The organism is Maritimimonas rapanae (assembly GCF_057837205.1).
In genome coordinates, this window is record NZ_JBYQFI010000001.1 from 638,866 (window position 1) to 658,637 (window position 19,772).

Annotated in this window: 17 protein-coding genes; 4 read left to right on the forward strand and 13 right to left on the reverse strand. The window is 31.7% G+C overall.

Features of this window, described 5'->3' with window-relative positions:
- The first annotated feature begins 75 nt into the window (after positions 1-75).
- Positions 76-1,212 (forward strand): cysteine desulfurase family protein, encoded by a 1,137-nt coding sequence (locus AC3IF2_RS03050; protein WP_489165550.1) that lies wholly within the window; start codon positions 76-78, stop codon positions 1,210-1,212.
- Here AC3IF2_RS03050 and AC3IF2_RS03055 read toward each other — a convergent pair.
- From AC3IF2_RS03055 to AC3IF2_RS03090, 8 genes are all read right to left on the reverse strand, one after another.
- Positions 1,201-2,757, reverse strand: coding sequence for an alkaline phosphatase PhoX (locus AC3IF2_RS03055; RefSeq protein WP_489165551.1), 1,557 nt, complete (start codon positions 2,755-2,757; stop codon positions 1,201-1,203). The two genes, AC3IF2_RS03050 and AC3IF2_RS03055, sit on opposite strands and share 12 nt — an antisense overlap.
- Before the next feature lie 98 nt (positions 2,758-2,855).
- Positions 2,856-4,763 carry a membrane protein insertase YidC gene (gene yidC / locus AC3IF2_RS03060; protein ID WP_489165552.1) on the reverse strand — a complete coding sequence of 636 codons (1,908 nt, stop codon included), beginning with the start codon at positions 4,761-4,763 and terminating at the stop codon, positions 2,856-2,858.
- 244 nt (positions 4,764-5,007) lie between these two features.
- A complete protein-coding gene (locus AC3IF2_RS03065; protein WP_489165554.1) occupies positions 5,008-5,904 on the reverse strand; it encodes an ATP-grasp domain-containing protein in 897 nt (298 codons plus the stop codon).
- Positions 5,905-5,950: 46 nt separating this feature from the next.
- Entirely contained in the window at positions 5,951-6,520 is a 570-nt protein-coding gene (locus AC3IF2_RS03070; RefSeq protein ID WP_489165555.1) for a GNAT family N-acetyltransferase, read from the reverse strand.
- Entirely contained in the window at positions 6,501-7,163 is a 663-nt protein-coding gene (locus AC3IF2_RS03075; RefSeq protein WP_489165556.1) for a pyridoxamine 5'-phosphate oxidase family protein, read from the reverse strand. Before AC3IF2_RS03075 ends, AC3IF2_RS03070 begins: the two co-directional genes overlap by 20 nt.
- Positions 7,147-7,659 (reverse strand): hypothetical protein, encoded by a 513-nt coding sequence (locus AC3IF2_RS03080; protein ID WP_489165557.1) that lies wholly within the window; start codon positions 7,657-7,659, stop codon positions 7,147-7,149. The genes AC3IF2_RS03075 and AC3IF2_RS03080 overlap by 17 nt, the downstream gene beginning before the upstream one ends.
- The gene (locus AC3IF2_RS03085; protein ID WP_489165558.1) at positions 7,631-7,921 is read right to left on the reverse strand and encodes a DUF1272 domain-containing protein; all 291 of its coding nucleotides are present in this window, start codon (positions 7,919-7,921) and stop codon (positions 7,631-7,633) included. Before AC3IF2_RS03085 ends, AC3IF2_RS03080 begins: the two co-directional genes overlap by 29 nt.
- 1 nt (position 7,922) lies before the next feature.
- Positions 7,923-8,441: a DinB family protein gene (locus AC3IF2_RS03090; protein ID WP_489165559.1), complete on the reverse strand. Its 519-nt coding sequence runs from the start codon at positions 8,439-8,441 to the stop codon at positions 7,923-7,925.
- An 81-nt stretch (positions 8,442-8,522) separates the two neighbouring features.
- Between AC3IF2_RS03090 and pdxR the strand changes: the two genes are divergently transcribed.
- A complete protein-coding gene (pdxR, locus tag AC3IF2_RS03095) occupies positions 8,523-10,004 on the forward strand; it encodes a MocR-like pyridoxine biosynthesis transcription factor PdxR (protein WP_489165560.1) in 1,482 nt (493 codons plus the stop codon).
- Here the strand turns inward: pdxR and ggt are convergent.
- The 5 genes from ggt to dnaN all read right to left on the reverse strand — a co-directional run bounded on the left by ggt (position 10,001) and on the right by dnaN (position 15,249).
- Entirely contained in the window at positions 10,001-11,704 is a 1,704-nt protein-coding gene (gene ggt / locus AC3IF2_RS03100; protein WP_489165561.1) for a gamma-glutamyltransferase, read from the reverse strand. The two genes, pdxR and ggt, sit on opposite strands and share 4 nt — an antisense overlap.
- Positions 11,701-12,288 (reverse strand): acyl carrier protein phosphodiesterase, encoded by a 588-nt coding sequence (locus tag AC3IF2_RS03105; RefSeq protein WP_489165562.1) that lies wholly within the window; start codon positions 12,286-12,288, stop codon positions 11,701-11,703. The genes ggt and AC3IF2_RS03105 overlap by 4 nt, the downstream gene beginning before the upstream one ends.
- A gap of 84 nt (positions 12,289-12,372) precedes the next feature.
- The gene (locus AC3IF2_RS03110) at positions 12,373-13,077 is read right to left on the reverse strand and encodes a hypothetical protein (protein ID WP_489165563.1); all 705 of its coding nucleotides are present in this window, start codon (positions 13,075-13,077) and stop codon (positions 12,373-12,375) included.
- Positions 13,078-13,170: 93 nt separating this feature from the next.
- Positions 13,171-13,866 (reverse strand): hypothetical protein, encoded by a 696-nt coding sequence (locus tag AC3IF2_RS03115; RefSeq protein WP_489165565.1) that lies wholly within the window; start codon positions 13,864-13,866, stop codon positions 13,171-13,173.
- A 264-nt stretch (positions 13,867-14,130) separates the two neighbouring features.
- Positions 14,131-15,249: a DNA polymerase III subunit beta gene (dnaN, locus tag AC3IF2_RS03120; protein WP_489165566.1), complete on the reverse strand. Its 1,119-nt coding sequence runs from the start codon at positions 15,247-15,249 to the stop codon at positions 14,131-14,133.
- A gap of 173 nt (positions 15,250-15,422) precedes the next feature.
- On the opposite strand from dnaN, the gene AC3IF2_RS03125 reads away from it, so the two are divergent.
- Together AC3IF2_RS03125 and AC3IF2_RS03130 are read left to right on the forward strand one after the other, a co-directional pair.
- A complete protein-coding gene (locus tag AC3IF2_RS03125; protein WP_489165568.1) occupies positions 15,423-17,924 on the forward strand; it encodes a PIG-L family deacetylase in 2,502 nt (833 codons plus the stop codon).
- A gap of 118 nt (positions 17,925-18,042) precedes the next feature.
- On the forward strand, positions 18,043-19,740 hold the full coding sequence (locus AC3IF2_RS03130; RefSeq protein ID WP_489165570.1) for a sodium:solute symporter family protein: 1,698 nt from the start codon (positions 18,043-18,045) through the stop codon (positions 19,738-19,740).
- Positions 19,741-19,772: the final 32 nt, after the last annotated feature.

The window sequence follows — 19,772 nt, forward strand, 5'->3', positions numbered from 1 at the left end:
AAAAATAACTGTTTTGCTAAACTAAGCGAAACATATGGAACTTATTTTAGCTATTTTTGCACGAGTTTAACAATTATGCGAAAAGTATATCTAGATAATGCTGCTACAACACCGATTCATCCTGAAGTAATTCAACGAATTACTGAAGTTATGACAGATGTTTTTGGCAACCCTTCTTCTACACATCAATTTGGTAGAAAAGCACGCGTTATTGTTGAAGAAGCTCGCAAAAGTATAGCAAAACATTTTAATGTAACTTCTAGCGAAGTTGTTTTTACGGCTGGCGGTAGCGAGGCCGATAATTTGATCTTACGGAATGCGGTTGAAAATTTAGGAGTGAAACATATTATTACTTCCAGAATTGAACATCATGCTGTGTTACATACAATTGAAGCCTTAGAAAAAGAATATTCGATTAATGTAAGTTTTACAAACCTTAACGGGAAGGGAGAAATAGATTTTGAACATTTAGAAAAATTACTTCAAAAATCTAACGAAAAAGCTTTAATAAGCCTTATGGCTATTAACAATGAATTAGGAAACATATTAGACACGAATCATATTTGTGTATTATGTAAAGAATATAATGTTTTATTTCATTCAGATACTGTACAGGTTATAGGTCATTACCCATTAGACTTACAAAAAACTCCGATTGATTTTATAACAGCCAGCGCACATAAGTTTCATGGACCAAAAGGAGTAGGGTTTTCGATTATCAAAAAAGGATTCGGTATTAAACCAATTTTAATTGGTGGTGAGCAGGAGAGAGGTGCTCGTGCGGGTACAGAGAATGTGCATAATATTGCTGGGATGCATAAAGCACTTGATATTGCTTATGCTAATATGGAAGATGATTCAAGATATATAGGAAATTTAAAGAAGTATTTTATAGAAAAATTAAAGCAATTAGATAAAAGAATTGAGTTTAATGGTTGCTCGGCAGAAGAAAATAAAAGTACTTATATAACTTTAAATGTTCGTTTTACTAAAGAGTTACCAATGCTACTTTTTAATCTCGACTTAAAAGGAATTGCAGCTTCAGGAGGCAGTGCTTGTCAAAGCGGAAGTAATAAAGGATCACATGTGTTAAATAATATCTTATCTAAAGAAGATGCTATGAAAACTTGCGTTAGATTTTCTTTAAGTAAGTACAATTCAAAAGATGATATTGATTATACAATTGATGTTTTAAAAAACCTACTTTCTTAGAATTTTATAACTGCCAATTTGTTTTCCTTCAGATTTTAATTTAATAAAATAGATTCCAGAATTATAACTTTCTAAATTTAGATTTATAGTCTGAGCACTGTTTAGTTTTTTATTTAGAATTTTTTGACCCAAATGGTTGAATAATTGAACATCTAATTTTTGAAATGTTTTACCAAACTCTAGTGTAAAATTACTATTAGATGGATTTGGATAAATATTAACAGATAAACTTGCATCGTCTAGAGATAGCGTAGTGCCTAAATTTTCTTTTCTAGCGATTACTAAAGATATATCTTTTTCAAAACCAATAGAATTACCTGCTGCATCACTTTGAGTTGTTGAATTGTTACCGCTACTAGGATGCATGATTGACATAAATAGAAAATTATAATCTGGTGAAAAAGTAATTCCAGTTGGTTCAGATCCTGTAGGGGTACGACCAAATATTTTTACTTTAGGTGAAGCTTGTGTGTGCCCGTTTTCAACTACCCAAATATAATTATTTGCACCATCTTGTAGTACCCAAAGGTTTCCATCACCATCAAAAGCTAGATTATCATTACCTCTATCCCAATTTACATTTGTAGTACCATTTTCATGTTGTATATCATAAGTTGAATCACCTACAAACGTTTCCATTTGTGATACTGTAGTTCCAGTTATTGGGTCAGAATCTTGAAATCGATAAACTCGATCTTCATTCTTTACTGCAAAATATACCCATCCATCTGGGCCAATTTCTACATCTTCAATACCTTTAAAGACTGTCGCATCTACACCACTTGTACCACTTTGATCTAAGGTGCTATTTCTTTCCGTTTTAGAAGTATTATTAAGTTCTATCCAATTTCCAGAACCACTTTTAGAACCTTTGTATACATATAATTTTCCGGAGCTAAGGTCTTGTGCATTATCTGCAACAAATTTATATAAATAACCAGGATCAGAATCTGCACCTTGATATAGTGTTCTATCATTACTATGTATTACAACATTTTCGTGTTTAAAATTACCTAGCGCCCATCTTTTGTCTATTAAGGTTTTTGCTGCAGGATCAATTTCAACACACCAACCAGTATCAATATACCCATCACTATTTAGATCTGTGCCAGAAACAGCTTCTTCACATGATATTACTGTATTCCATGAAGTAACTGTGCCAGAACAATTTGCAGTTGTGAAAACCACACTTGAGAAATCTATAGCTTTAGATAAAGTTGTTTGCCACAATTTAGTAGCATCATTATAATTAATATCTAATACAGTAACACCACCAATAGGTGATTCAGAATTGATACTTAAGTATCCATTTTTACTACTTCCACTTATAGGTACATAGGCGGTAAAGTCGGCATTATCTGGTAACACTCCTCCTTCTGTCAAAGCATCCCCATGTTCTATTATTTTTTGAAAAGTATGTGAAGAAGGTATTATAAAGTCTGTAGTTTGTGCTAAAGGCTCAACAGAAGTAAAATCTGCAATTTTGTTTTGAGAGAATATAGAGTAACTTAAAAGAAACGTTACATACAGTAATTTTAGTTTCATAATCTACTAGTTAGGTAGCTACTAAGTTCGCCCTTTTTTTATAAAAACCAAACAAAAAACCGAAGCATTACTTCGGTTTTTATATTATAAATTAAAAATTATTTTCTTTTCTTTTGCTGAGATTGTTGTTCTTGTGCCTGCTTCATAGCATCATCTAAACGCTGTCTAAATTTGCTTTTCTTTTTCTCAGGTCTTGCCTTGTTTTCTTGAATTTGCGCATGGATTTTATCTTCATCAATCACATAATTTTTAATTACTAACATAATAGCGATAGTCAATAAATTAGAAATGAAATAATACAAACTCAAACCACTAGCATAATTATTAAAGAAAAACAACATTAATAATGGTGAAAAATACATCATCATTTTCATCATTTTACCCATATCTGGCATACCTTCTTGAGCAGGAGGGGCCATATTAGCTTGTTGACTTTGCGTCATACGCATATAAAAGAAAATAGCAATCGAAGCTAATATTGGAAACAAACTTATGTGATCTCCATAGAATGGAATTTTAAAAGGAAGTTTTGCTATAGTATCATAAGATGATAAGTCATTCGCCCATAAAAATCCTTTTTGCCTTAAATCTATACTTGTTGGGAAAAACTTAAATAAGGCAAAGAATATTGGCATTTGTATCAATGCTGGTATACAGCCAGACAATGGACTAACACCTGCTTTACGTTGCAGTGCCATAGTTTCTTGCTGACGCTTCATTGCATTTTCTTTACCAGGATATTTATCTGTAATAGCTTTCATTTCTGGTCGTAAAACCTTCATACGAGCACTTGATAGATAAGATTTGTAAACTACTGGAGACATTAATATTCTAACAACTATAGTCATTAAAATTATTAGTAAACCGTAGTTACTCATAAATGAGCTTAAAAAGCTAAATACTGGTACAAATATGATACGATTGATCCAACCAAAAATTCCCCAGCCAAGATCTACAGTTTCATCTAGATCAGTTCCTTCATATTGTTTTAGAATTTTATAATCACTTGGCCCATAATACATGTTCATGGCATAATTTAATTCGCCATTTTTCATTTCTAATGGAGCATTTACAGTAAACTTTCTGAAGGTTATAGTATCCTTATCTTCATCTTCAACTGTATTTTTAGATGTTATTTTTGCTGAAGCAAAAGGAGTATCTGTTTTTAAAATTGAAGTGAAAAAATGTTGCTTGAACACTACCCAATCTACATCTTGTTCAGTTTCATCATCATCTTTAGATAAATAATCTACATCATCATCAGCCTTGTAATAATACCAAGTGTACATATCTTCGGCATAACCACTCTTTTCATTTCTATATGCATCTAATTGCCAATCTAGATTTACAGCTTGAGATGAATTGATAACGCTATTTAATCCTTGAGAGTAAATCCCAAAATCTAACATATAGTTATCTGGTTTCAACACATAGCGATATTCTAAAAATCGATTATTATCAACTTTTAGTTTCATAGAAAGTACTTGATTTCCATCATTATTTGTTAACGACGGTTCAAAGTATAAGTCTTTTGTGTTTAAAATACGATTATCGGTTGTTCCGAAATTGAGGTTAAATGATGCATTTGCATCTTTTATCAAATACAAAGGAGCTTGTTTCCAAGTTTTATATTTTTTTAACTCAACCTCAGTAATTTGTCCACCTTTATTATTCACTTTAATCTTTACCAGATCATTTTCTATAGTAGTCTCTTGTTCTTTTGCAGAAGATAAAGTTGCACTATAAGCAAATGCGCCTAATTGATTCTGAATTTTTATCTGATTTAGAGAATCTGATTGAATAGAGGTTGCAAGGGTGTCAATTGAAATTTGGTTGACAGGAGCAGTATTTACTTGAGTCTTTTGAATAGAATCTTGTACTTGTTCTTCTTTTTGTTGTTCTAGTTCTTCTGGTGTAGGTTTATTCATCTGAAAATACCAGATCATAATTAATCCTAATAAAAAGAATCCTATAAGAGAATTTAGATCAAATTTTTTTTCTTCCATATGTTTAAATGCCAAGATGGCATAAATAGTTTAGTATTAAGTGGTTAAAAATCAGACAAACAGTCAAAAGAAGATTGTAGATTTTTACTGCGCGAAAGTATAAAAAACTGACCAAATAGCCTGTTTTTGTTCATTTTTTTATTCTAATTCGATTAATAAAATGATCAATATAAAAATTGAAAACACTCTTGCTAATTCAATAATTCAAAGAGTATTCCAAAAGATAGGTTGGCAGAGAATATATTTAGAAGTATTTTTTTATAGCAATAGCCAGATCGTCTGCCGCAGAAGGATTATTTCTAAACCACAACTCTGGTTCAATTAATTCTAGCTCTGCTAACGTAATTTTATTTGTATTGTCATTAAAAATATCTACTCTTGCGTACAAAGGTTTAGGTTCACATGCATTTACAGCTTTTTCTGCAAATTCAATTTCTTCTTTTGTAGGACGGTATTCATACACAGAACCACCAAAATCATCTTGTACTCTAAAATCACCTTCCTTAGGAATTTTTAAAACTGCATGTGTATAATTACCATCTATTAATACCAATGATTTTTCACCCTCGTTAACTATTTTATATTGAAAAGGTTGTAACAACATAGGCTCATTAGTAATCAATTCGTTAAAAATAGATTCGTAATCTGCTAATATTTCCTTGCTCATTTTATAAGTATGTCTAGCTGAGCCTGAAAATACTGGCTTTAAAACAGTTTCGTTTAAGTTGTGTGCAGTGTAGATTTCTGCTAGCGTTCTTTTATCTCCTTGCTCTAAATAAATTGTTTCAGCACAATGAATACCTTTTTGTTCTAAATCTTTAAGATAACGTTTGTCTATATTCCATTTTATTGTGCTTTCTGCATTGATCATTTTGGTCTTATTTCCTACTTTTTCTAACCATATAGAGAATTCATCAATACGATCAAAGTAATCCCAAGTAGATCTAAATAGTACATATTTAGTTGTAGTCCAATCAAACTTTTTATCATCCCAAGAAAGACGTGTAACTTTTAGTCCTTTTTTTTTGAGAGCAATTTGCACTAAACTATCTTCTAGTAGTACGTTACGATCATAATTGTCAATTTTTGTTGTATTTACATAACGATGATCGGTAAGTATAACTACATCATAAGTTTTCATAGATTGGAAAGCTATTTTTAATATTCAATGATACTCAATTTGTTTATTATTTTGAGTATATGAGATTAAACTTTTCTTTATCTAATTCATAAAGATTTACTTTTTGCTTGAAGCTTATTCTACCAGGAATAATTTCATGCGTTTTAAGAAAATTAAAACCTAGCTTTAGCAGTGCTTTATTTGGAGCGGGATTCATAGCATATGGTCTGCAATACAGAGTTTGTAATTGAAAATTCTTAAAAAAATATGGTATACTTTTCTTAACAAACTCTATCCCTAATCCTTTATTTCGTTTTGAATTTTCCCACATATGTAAATGCATAAATGCTTCAGAACGAAACTTAATATCGTTAATATTACAATGACCAATTGCAACATTATTTAATTGCCAGATTACGTAGTAAATCGATTTTTGTTGATTTTCTTTTTCAAATTCATCAATCATATATTTTAGCCAATCTTTTTTAGCTGGTAGTTTATTTGGGTCGGCACCCATACCCAGTAAAAATTGATGATCAGCATTTAAAAAGTAATCAACAATACTATCTATATCACTAAATTCTAGTTCTCTTACTGATATATTGTCATGAACCTGCTTATCTTTTATTTGCTTCATAATAATTTAACACATGCTCTGGTATGTCTATACCTTTTGGAAGTTGATCATCTGAAATTGGATATTCAGCAATTTGTTTTATAGGTACTAATCCTGCCCAGACTGGTAAATTATAATCTTCTGGTTCATCAGCCACACCTACATCTCTTATCTTAGCTGAAGCTGTTTCTATAGTCATCTCTACCACCATAGTTCTATCGAGCTCATGAGAATGCATTGACCGAACACCACCCCAACGACCTTTCATCATATGCTCCATAAAACATTCAAGTGCAGCTTCTTTTTCAGTATCATTTTCTATATTTTTAACTGAACCAAATAAAGTAGCGGACCTATAATTAACAGAATGGTGCAGACCAGATCGTGCCAAAACCAAAGCATCTAGATGCATTACAGTCATGCTCATTTCACCAGCTTGTAAAAGAGTTAGCAGCATTCTATTGCCCTGAGAACCATGTAAATATATTTTACTATCTAACCTGCCGTATGCCATTGGTAAAGTTATAGCGCCGCCTTCATAAACATAACTTACATAACCAATAAAACCGGCGTCTAGAATTGAATTTATCTTTTTTACATCGTACGTTGCTCTATTAGCACCTCGTTTAATACGATTTAATTTAGATTTAGTGTATTCCTTCATCTTTTTGTCTATAAATGTCTTTTATATAATTTTTGAAGTCAGGGTTGTTAGATTTAGACAAAACATGTTTTATCCAAGCTTTGCGCTCATGGTAAAAGATTTCCAACTCCCAAATACAAACTAAAGCCTTAGATTTATATATCGATGGAATTACTTTCGAAGGGTTTTTAAAACTTGCGAAGTAAATACCTGTTTCTACCATATTCTCACCAGTCCACCAATTTAATAATATCAATACGCCTTCTCTGGCTTCATGTACTATTAAAAAAGCATGCTCATGAGTTGGTATACTTGACTTTTGAGCATTTTTAATCCATTCTGGCAATGCGGCAATTGAAGCTTGTAGCGACTCTTCTGATTCAAATTTTGTTCTATTGGTAATAGTATAAATTTTGATGTTGAAATCATTAACTATTACATTTCTGATGAATTCAATTTTTCTGTTTTGATATTGATCGAACTCTTTGTTATCTGTTTTTTGGATCAATGCTTCCATATTTTTCAATCATTTTTTTTGCTTTTGTTAGATCTTTTGGTTCCACTAGCTTTTTAATAGCGCTAGGATATTTTCTTAACATTGCTTTTGAGCGGATAGGTCTTTCAACAAAGTTACCGCCACAACTTGGGCAAACATTTTTAAATAACCCTATAGCGCAATCTTTACAATAAGTACATTCAAAAGAACATATCACTGCTTCTGTAGAAGTATTCGGTAAGTCTTTACCACAATGTTCGCAATTTGGTCTTATTTCTAACATATTATAAATAGCGTTCTTTTACAATTTCCATATGCCAAATATCATGACCAGGTATAATAAACGCTGCCGCTCTAGCTGAAAGATCAAAGCCACTAGCACTGCCGATAAATTTTAGATTTTTATCAGATAAACTTTCTAAAAGAATAATTGAATTTTCTCTATTGATTTTAAATTCAGTTAGTAAATCTTCAATAGATTTTTGATCGGCACCTGAAGGGACGATGTATGTGTTTTGATCAAATCCAGCCAAAGGTGTTTTATCATTTCTAGCAATACACAAACACCTATACATAAAAACGCGTTCTGTATCTATTAAATGTTGCAATACTTCTTTAATACTCCATTTATCAGATTGGTAACGGTAATCTAGCTTTTCTTTAGGAATACTTTCGTAGAAATCTATGACATTCTTTTTACCAGTTTTATAACTCTCTATAAGAGCTGCGTCGTCAGATAATTTATCTAAATACTTTCCATAGTATTCATTAAATTCATTAGGTGTAAGTTCAGATTTTTTCATTGACCATTAATTTTGTTAATCAAAAATACTACATTTATGGACTGTTATTTTCATCCAGAATAAATATAATGAGTAGTCCAGATGTTTCCATATAAAACCAGCTTAAATGTTAATAGAAATAGCTCTAGAGCTATCTACCTTCAATTGGCCAATCAATTTATAGAATTGATCAAAGAAAGAAAGCTACCACCAGAGACTAAATTACCAGGTAGCAGAACCTTATCAGAACTTTTAGACGTGCACAGAAAAACGATTGTTGCTTGCTACGATGAATTGGTATTACAAGGCTGGGCTGAAAGCATTCCTAAAAAAGGAACATTTGTACACAATAGTTTGCCAGAATTACACCAAAGAGATTTTATTGAAGATACAGCTAATAGAAGTAGTAAAAATTTGGGATTCTCTTATTATATAGACGAGAACTTAAACAATCCTCATTTTTCAACTGGAGAAAAATTCATAAAAATTAATGATGGAGTTTCAGATGAAAGGTTAACACCAATTAATGAACTTGCAAGAATTTATAGAGGAATATCTGGTCGCAACAATAGCTTTGAATATTTATCCTACGGTTCAACTTATGGTAATGAAAAATTACGAAGTGTATTAGTTGATTATTTGAATAAAACTAGAGGGTTGAAAATCACTAAAGATCAAATTTTAATAACTAGAGGAAGCCAGATGGGTATTTATTTGGCGTCTCAATTACTATTACAAAAAGATGATATTATAATAGTTGGTAAAACAAATTATGTTGCTGCAGATATTACTTTTAAGCATCAAAAAGCTCAGTTAATAAGAGTTAATGTTGATGAAAATGGATTGGTAACTAATGAAATCGAAAAACTATGTAGAATGCAAGAAGTGAAAGCAGTTTATGTAACTTCTCATCACCATCATCCAACAACTGTTACACTTTCTGCTGAAAGAAGAATTCATTTACTTAATCTTGCTAAGCAATTTAATTTTGCTATTGTCGAGGATGATTATGATTATGATTTTAACTATAATCATGCGCCAATTTTGCCTCTTGCAAGTCATGATACCTGTGGAAATGTAGTTTATATAGGTTCCGTGTGTAAAACTGTAGCACCAGTATTTAGAATAGGGTATTTAATTGCTCCTAAAGATTTTGTTGATGAGGCTGCGCGATTAAGGAGAATAGTAGATCGTCAAGGTGATGCTTTATTAGAACTGACCTTTGCGGAGTTTATAAAATCTGGAGATTTAGATAGGCATATACGTAAAGTTCTAAAAATTTATAAAACAAGAAGAGATTTGTTTTGTAAACTTTTAGAAGAAGAAATAAGTGAGTTTTTTACTTTTGAAATACCAAAAGGAGGGATGGCAGTTTGGGTTACCTTAAATAAAAAATACTCTTGGCATAAAGTTTCTGAAATTGCAAAAAAGAATACTCTAGAAATTGGTAATTGGCAGCGTTATGATATGGCAGATACTAAGCATAATTCAATTAGAATTGGCTTTGCCACATACAACGAAAAAGAAATTATTTCACTAATTACAAAGCTTAAGAAAACATTGACTGAAGTTAAAATAACTTAAAATCCTACTGCGGTATCATCACCACGTCTATCAGCACCACCTTCTAGTTTACCATCTGATAATACTAAAATGCCATCTACTTTACCAATAACAGGTGAATCTTCTTCATTGATCTTATATCCCAATGCCTCAAGTTGTTTAATTAATTCTCTTGAAAATAATTTTGGTTCCATTTTAATTTCATCTGGTAGCCATTGATGATGAAACCGTGGAGCATTTACTGCATCTTGCATTGTCATATCAAATTCATGAACGTTTAAAATAGTTTGTAAAACAGATGTAATAATGGTTGAACCTCCAGGAGTACCAACAGACATTAACAATTTACCATCTTTTTCAACTATTGTTGGTGTCATAGAACTCAACATACGTTTTTCAGGGGCTATACTATTTGCCTCAGCACCAATTAAACCAAACATATTTGGCACACCTGATTTAGCACTAAAATCATCCATTTCATTATTAAAAAAGAAACCTAATTCATTACTGTAAAGCTTAGAACCATAAGCACCATTTAATGTGGTTGTAGCAGAAATAGCATTACCAAACTGATCTACAATAGAGTAGTGGGTAGTCTCATTACTCTCAACTATTTCTACATTGCCATGCGAAACATCAGAAGATAAAGTTGCTTTTTCAAAGCTAAAATCACTCATTCTCCCTATTAAGTATTCCTCACTTATTAAAGTGTTTTGAGGAACATTTACAAAATCAGGGTCGCCTAAATAATAACTTCTATCTGCATAAGCTCTACGCTCGGCTTCAGTAATTACCTGTATGGTTTTAACTGAATTGTGTCCATATTGAGATACGTCGTAAGGCTCTATCATTTTTAAAATTTGTGCTAAACAGATTCCCCCACTTGAGGGTGGAGACATCGAAATAATTTTTAGATCATCATAATTAAATGATACTGGATTTCTCCACCGCACTTCATATTTAGCTAGGTCTTCTTCGGTAATAATCCCTCCATTATCTTGAATAAATTTTGCTAAAATTTTAGCCGTTTCACCTTTATAGAATTCATCACGACCATTTTTTAAAATACGTGTCAAAGTTTCCGCTAAAGCGGTATACTTTATAGTATCATTTTCTTTCCAATGATTATCAAAAGGAATTGAATCTTTATTGGCTTCGGGAAAATATTTTTGGTAATTTTTAATGCGATCTTCTTGTTTTTTGGTAACAACAACACCTCTTTTTGCAAGATCTATTACTGGTTGAATAATATCTTTTATTGGTAAGGTCCCAAATTTTTCATGAACCGCAAAAACCCCAGCTACACTACCTGGCACACCTACAGCCATAGCACCCAAGGTGCTTTTTCCTTTAATTACATTACCAGCACTGTCTAAATACATGTCTTTAGATGCTGCTAATGGTGCTTTTTCGCGGTAATCTATTGCTCCAACTTCACCATTATTTTTTCTATATACCATAAATCCACCACCGCCAATATTTCCAGCATAAGGATAGGCTACTGCTAATGCCAATTCTGTTGCTGCCATAGCATCGAAAGCATTACCTCCTTTTTTAAGGATGTCTGCACCGATTTTTGATGCTTCTGCTCTGGCAGAAACTACCATAGCTTTTTCTACAATTAATCCTCTTTTTTTAGGAGTTTCAACTTTTAGTTCAGGTGCTTTTTTGCATGAAAAAGCTAAAAAGAATAGACCTGTGATCAGTAAGATTTTTTTCATGTTAATTGGACTAATTTTTTATTTGAAAATTCAATTAATTCGTTAAAAAAAGAAGTAAATTCTCCTTCAAATTCTATATAAAATTCTTTTAATTCGTTTACTGCATGATTCATTTTAGACTTATTTTGAGTACGTCTATTCATGCCCTCCAAAACCTTAGCAATACCTTCAATAGAAGCATAACTAAGTAGCCAATTGCCAGATATCATATAAGGCATCATTTTTTGTATCCTAGCAGGAAGAATTTCAAAATTATCCTCTAAAGAATTATAAAAATTATCTACGTAAATTTCTAACGGAACTTTACTATAATTTTTCCAATTTTTAGCTAAGAAATGATCATATAAGATATCTACAATAACGCCAGAATAATGACTGTAATTTTTATGTAATCTTTTGGTACTCTTTCTTACAGTAATATGTGCATCTGTAAATGTATCTATTTCTCTGTGTAGTAAAATACCAGTTTGTATTTTTTTCGGATATTCTTGGTATTGTTTGCCACGTATACCATCTGCCATGAAATTACCAATGGTTACTAACTCATCGTCACCAGATAAATAAATATGAGCCAGAAAATTCATACGGTGAAAATAGCAAATAAAAAACAACTTTAAGAGAAACTTAAAGTTGTTTAAAAGTGTGATTGGTTAATTGGGTGTTTATTATTAAGGTTGTATAAAATTCCAGTTCATTTTACTAAACAAACTGATTAACTCTTGTTTTTTTTCTTTTTCGCAAACCATAAATTCATAAGCTCCATCACTTATAAGTACTGACAATCCTTTACCACTGACTGCTGATGAAAGCTTTTGTAAGTAAGAATGAGTCCAGTCTCTATTTGTTGGATTTGGAAGACTATACTTAGAAATATATTTTACGTTTTTAAGCGATTTCTTGGTGCTTTTTGCATCTTCGCCATAACCAAGTAAACCATGATACATTAATATTCTATGTAAAGACGTTCTAAAATATTCTATTTCGTTATCAGCAAGTGTCCAATCACTCAAATAAGGATTGGGTTCTAATACAATTTCGCCTCTAAAATTCTTTTTGTTCCAGTTAGGTAGAGTTCTAATAGCGTAATCTTTAAATACCATATCGAACTTTTTTGGATCAGTAAATGACAACCAAATTCTTTCTACTATTTCGTCTCTTTCGTCTTTTGTATAAAACGATTTACCTAATAATTTTACGATCTCACCTATCATTTCTTTGTCTAAAGGCAAGCTTTCAATATTAGGAGTCGATTTCTTATACTCCTTAATCTTCTGTTTGAACTTTATTTGTGTATAGTCTGGTTCCTGCTCTTGACCTAGTAAGGTAAAAGTTGTTAAAAGTAGTAATGTAAAAAGGAAGGATAACTTCTTCATTTAGTATACATTTATTTATTATCTATTGACTAGCAGAAAAACCGCTCTTTGTAGAACGGTTTTTTTTTTAGTTAATTATATCTATCGTTAAATTTATGGAGTAACAAGTTCCCACTTGATCTTTTTAAATAACTCCGTTAATCGATCTTTTTGATCTATTTTACAAACTAAAATATCGTAATAACCTTTTGTTACTAAGGCAACTAGTCCTTTTTTTGCTAGCTCGGTATTAGTAACTTGTAAGTAAGAATAAGCCCAATCATCATCTTTTGGTTCTTCCAATTTTATATTTTTTGTAATCAATAATTCATTAAAAGAAGATTTTACGGTAATAGCATCATCACCATGTGCAAGCAATTCGTAATGATCTAAAATTTTATTTAGTGCCAATTGAAAATATGGGTATTCATTGTCATTAATTGTCCATTCTGTTAAATAAGGATTAGGTTCTAAGACCATTTCTCCTTTAGAATTAACTTTTCCCCAATTATCGTTGGTCTTAATAGCGAAATCTTTATAAACAAAATCAAATGTCTCTGGATTCTTAAAAGCTAACCATGCCTTATTAATAATCTCAGTTTTTTGCTTTTCGTTATAGAAAGAGTTACCTAGGACATCGACAATTTCGGATAATAGCTGTCTATCAATACCTAACTCTGTCGTTCTTGGTATTGTTTTTTTGTACTTATATATCTTACTACTGAATGTAACTTTAGAGTAATCTGTTTGTCCAACAGTAGATAGGGTAAAGGCCAAAAATGTAAGGGAGAATAGTAGTTTTTTAATCATATGTTTTATTTAGTTAGACATCATTTTAAAATGTCGGTTTAAATTGCTATTTATATAACAATATAAACTCTAAAAATCCTACCAAAAAAGATAGAATATTTAACTAAACTAAGCACCTGAAAATTAATGGGTTATAAGGGGTGTTCATAGCTTAACTGTGTGCAATATACAAAAAAACTATTCTTAAAAGAAAATAATATACAAATTACACTATTTAGCTAACAAATGGTAGTTTGCAGTTATTAAATGAAAAAAGTGTTAAAATTAGCTATTAAGCATTACTGGCATAACAAGCATAGTGATGTTTTCACCATCTTCCAGACCATCAATTGGAGTTAAAATACCAGCTCTATTTGGCAAAGACATTTCTAATAAAACATCATTAGAATTCAAGTTACTTAACATTTCTTGCAAAAACTTAGAGTTGAATCCTATCTGCATATCATCACCTTCATAATTACATTGCAGGCGCTCATCTGCTTTGTTAGAAAAATCTAGATCTTCTGCAGAAATATTAAGTGCTGTGCCAGCCATTTTTAAACGAATCTGATGTGTAGTTTTGCTAGAGAAAATTGAAACTCTTCTTACAGAATTTAAAAAAGTACCTCTGTCTAGGGTTAATTTATTTGGATTCTCTTTTGGAATTACAGCTTCGTAGTTTGGATATTTTCCGTCAATTAATCTACATACTAGAATACTGTTGTCAAAAGTAAATTTAGCATTCGATTCATTGTATTCTATGGTAACATTATCGCCAGAACCAGCTAATATATTTTTAAGTAAAGTAAGTGGTTTTTTAGGCATAATGAATTCGGTCACTTCACTGGCAGTAACATCTGTTCTAACGTACTTTACCAACTTATGAGCATCCGTAGCAACAAACGTTAAACTTTCTGGTGAAAACTGAAAGAATACACCGCTCATTACTGGTCTAAGGTCATCATTACCAGAAGCAAAAATAGTCTTGTTAATAGCAGTTGCTAAAATATCTCCAGAAATGATTGTAGAGCTTGGTGCTTCTAATTCAACCGCTTTCGGGAACTCAGCTCCATCCGCGTAAGCGAGTGCATATTTACCGCTATCTGAACTGATTTCTATAGTATTATTATCCTCAACAACAAAAGTTAAAGGCTGCTCTGGGAATGTTTTTAAAGTGTCTAGTAATAAGCGTGCAGGTACAGCTATAGAACCAACTTCATCAGCTTCGACAGCTATAGTAGTACTCATTGTAGTTTCAAGGTCTGAGGCAGATATTTTTAGTTGATTGTTAGTTAAATCGAACAAAAAATTATCTAAAATTGGTAACGTATTATTACTGTTGATAACACCACCTAACACTTGAAGTTGCTTTAATAATTGTGTACTAGAAACAATAAATTTCATTAAAATGAATTTTTAAAAATGGAATACAAATATATTCCATTTATATGAAGTTGCAAAGGATAAATTTTACACAATTTAATAAGTTAATAACAAAAATGTTAAGGTTTTCACAATTAATTATTATTGGTAAATTTTATGTTTAGATTTGCTTGGAATCGATAGTTAAACCTTTTATGAAACAGTATATTTTACTACTTTTCTTTTGTTTTTTTATATCCTTAAATTTTGCTCAAAAACCCTTAAAACAAAACTCTTCTGAGATTTATGAATCTGTACAGAAATTAAACTTTTTAGGATCAGTTTTATATGTTGCTGCACATCCAGATGATGAGAATACAAGATTAATTTCATATTTCTCAAATCATGTAAAAGCCAGAACAGCTTATTTGTCTTTAACGCGAGGTGATGGAGGTCAAAATTTAATAGGTCCTGAAATTCGAGAACTGTTAGGAGTTATTAGAACACAAGAACTATTGGCTGCTAGAAAGGTTGATGGTGGAGAACAGTTTTTTACAAGAGCTAATGATTTTGGTTATTCTAAGCATCCAGAAGAGACATTAGATATTTGGAGAAAAGATGAGGTTTTAAAAGATGTAGTTTCAGTTATTAGAAAGTTTAAACCTGATGTAATTGTTAATAGATTTAATCATAGAACTCCTGGTTCAACACACGGTCATCACACAACTTCAGCTATGTTGAGTGTGGAAGCTTTTGATCTTGCGGGTGATAAGAATTTTATAACACATTTCGGAGAAACATGGCAACCAAAGCGCTTGTTTTTTAATACGCACTGGTGGTTTTACGGTAGTAGAGAAAAATTTGATGAAGCGGATAAAAGCAATATGTTGAATTTTAATACAGGAGTGTATTACCCTACTAAAGGATTATCTAATAACGAAGTAGCGGCAATTGCCAGTAGTCAACATTTATGTCAAGGATTCGGACGCTTAACAACTAGAGGAGAAGAAGAAGAATATATCGAGTTGTTGAAAGGAGACTTACCAAACAATAAAAACAATGCTTTTGAAGGGATAGATACTTCTTGGAATCGTGTAAAAGACGGAAAAGCTATTGGCGATATTCTTAACGACGTCGAGAAGAATTTCAATTTCAGAGATCCTTCAATTCATATTCCTAAATTACTAGAAGCTTATCAGTTAATAGAAAGATTAGAAGATGTTCATTGGAAAGAAATAAAATCTCAAGAGATCAAACAAATTATAGCTTCATGTATTGGGTTGTATTTAGAGGCTTCGGCTTCAGATAATTATGCAAACCCAAGTGGTGATGCAGAGATAAATATTGAAGTGTTAAATAGAAGTGAAGTAGAAGTAAAGTTATTGAGCGCGACTTATAATGGTAATTCTTTTGATATTAATGAAAATCTAGAAAATAATAAGAAGTATACTTCTAAACAAACCATATCGATAGATGCTAACAAGCAAGTTACAGCTCCTTATTGGTTATTAGAAAAAGGCACTTTAGGTATGTATAAAGTCAACAATAAGGAACTTATTGGCACGCCAGAGACAAAACCTTTACAGATGCAATTTTCATTCGAAATAAATGGTTTATCAGTAGACATTTATAAACAGATTATTCGTCGTTATTCTAAACCAGATAAAGGTGAATTGTATGAGCCATTTCAGATCGTACCTAAAGTAACTTCGAGTATTGCAGAAAAGGTTATCATTTTTGCTAACGAAAAGTCAAAAGAGGTAGCAGTTAAGATCAAAACAAATGCCAAAAATCTTGAAGGGAAAGTATCATTAAATCACCCAGAAGGATGGCAAGTAACCCCAACTTCTATAGATGTGTCTATTGAGCAAAAAGGAGGAGAAAGAACAGTGATTTTTAAAGTTACTCCTCCAGCTACACAAAACGAAGGAAAACTAAATCCAATAGTTACTATAGATGGAGAGTCTTTTGATAGAGAATTGATTGAAATTACTTATGATCATATTCCAAAGCAGTCGGTATTGTTACCATCTGAGGCTAAAGTTGTAAGATTAAATATTGCTAAAAAAGGACAGCGCGTTGCATATATTCAAGGAGCAGGTGATCAAATACCCGAGAGCCTACGCCAAATTGGCTATACTGTAATCGAATTAAAAGATGATCAAATCTCAGCAGATAATTTGCAAAATTTTGATGCTGTTATTCTTGGTATTAGAGCCTATAATGTAAATGACCGTGCTAAATATTATCAAAAAGACTTACACAATTACGTTGAGAATGGAGGGACTTTAATGGTTCAATATAATACGAGCCGTAGCCAAGTAGTAGAAAAAGTTGCTCCGTTTGACTTAAAGCTGTCTAGAGACCGTGTAACAGATGAAAATGCTAAGGTCACTATTTTAAACCCTGCTCATGAAGTGATGAGTTTTCCTAATAAAATTACCGATAATGATTTTGAAGGATGGGTGCAAGAGCGAGGTTTGTACTTTCCAAGTGAATGGGGATCAGAGTTTACCCCACTCTTAGAAATGAATGATAAAGGAGAAACCTCAAAAAAAGGAAGTTTACTAATAGCGAAGCATGGTAAAGGACATTTTATTTACACAGGATTAAGTTTTTTTAGAGAATTACCAGCTGGTGTACCAGGAGCTTATAGATTATTTGCAAATCTATTATCAGTAGGTAAGAACAATGTTGAAAAACCAATTAAAAATTAAATATGCAAGAAGATAAACCACCTTTTTTAGGATCATGGAAAAACGTGTACATTTTTGTACTTGCATTTCAAATATTCCTCATTTTTTGTTTTACCATTTTTACTAAAGTATACTCTTAATGCATATTCTAGATTGGACCATTTTAATCAGTATCTTGATTTTCATAGTTGTATATGGAGTTTGGAAATCTCGAAATATAAATAGTACTGAATCTTTTTTGCATGGTGATAAGAGTTTAAAATGGTATACCATTGGGCTTTCAGTCATGGCTACTCAAGCTAGTGCTATTACTTTTTTATCGACACCAGGTCAGGCTTATGAAGACGGTATGCGTTTTGCACAATTCTATTTCGGCTTACCATTAGCCATGGTGATACTCTGTATTTTCGTATTACCACTGTATTTTAGATTGAAAGTTTATACTGCCTATGAATTTCTTGAAGGTAGATTTGACCTTAAAACTCGCTCAATTACAGCTATTCTATTCTTAATTCAAAGAGGATTAGCAGCTGGCCTTACCATATTTGCGCCATCGATTATTTTGTCGTCAATTTTAGGGTGGAACTTAAATGTAACTAACGTGCTGATTGGAGCATTGGTTATTATTTATACAGTATCTGGAGGTACAACTGCTGTGAGTCAAACACAAAAACAACAGATGATTATCATCTTGACTGGTATGTTTGTGGCTTTTTTAATTTTAGTCTTTAAGTTGCCGGCAGATATTACTTTAAATGAAGCGGTTGGCGTTGCCGGTAAAATGGGTAAATTAAATGTTGTCGATTTTGAGTTTGATTTATCAAATAGATATAATATATGGTCAGCATTACTTGGTGGTACATTTTTATTTCTTTCCTATTTTGGCACTGATCAATCTCAAGTACAGCGTTATTTATCCGGAAAATCACTTACAGAAAGTAGATTAGGATTATTGTTTAACGGTATTTTTAAAGTACCAATGCAATTTGCTATCCTATTTGTAGGTATTATGGTGTTTATGTTCTATCAATTTAATGCTTCACCGTTACATTTTAATAAAGCAAATGTAGATGCCATACAGAATTCTGAATATGCTACTGAATACAAACAGCTAGAAAATGAATTAGCAACCGTAAGTAAAGAAAAACAAGATGCTATTTATAAAGTTGTAGAAGATAATAATGATGTTGTTGCTGTGGCTGAAATGAATGGTTTATTAAATAAAGAATTGAGTATTCGAAAATCTGCTAAAAATCTAATTGCCGACTATAGCGAAAAGAGCAATCAAGATCTAGAAGTTGAAGATGGTGATTATGTGTTTATCACTTTTGTTACAAAACACTTGCCTATTGGCTTAATAGGGCTCCTCTTAGCTGTTATCTTTTCTGCTGCAATGTCTTCAACAGCTTCTGAATTAAATGCATTAGCAACTACTACCGTAGTAGATATATACCAGCGTTCTTTTGTAAAAGATAAAGACGATAAGCACTATTTAAAAATGTCTAAATTTTTTACACTTATTTGGGGTATTATTGCTTTAATATTTGCTTCTATAGCATCTTTATTTGACAATTTAATTGAAGCTGTAAATATTATAGGATCGTTGTTCTACGGAACCATTTTAGGAATTTTTGCAGTGGCTTTCTTCGTTAAAAAAGTAAAAGCAAATGCTGTCTTTATAGGAGCAATTATTGCTCAGACATTAGTAATAACACTATTTGTATTAGATAAGCAAGGTACAATCTCATTAGCTTATTTATGGCTGAATTTAATAGGATGCTTAGCAGTAATGATTATATCTTGGTTAATACAATCATCAACTAGGAGTGGAGAATAAAAAAACCTCAGCACAAGCTGAGGTTTGAAAAT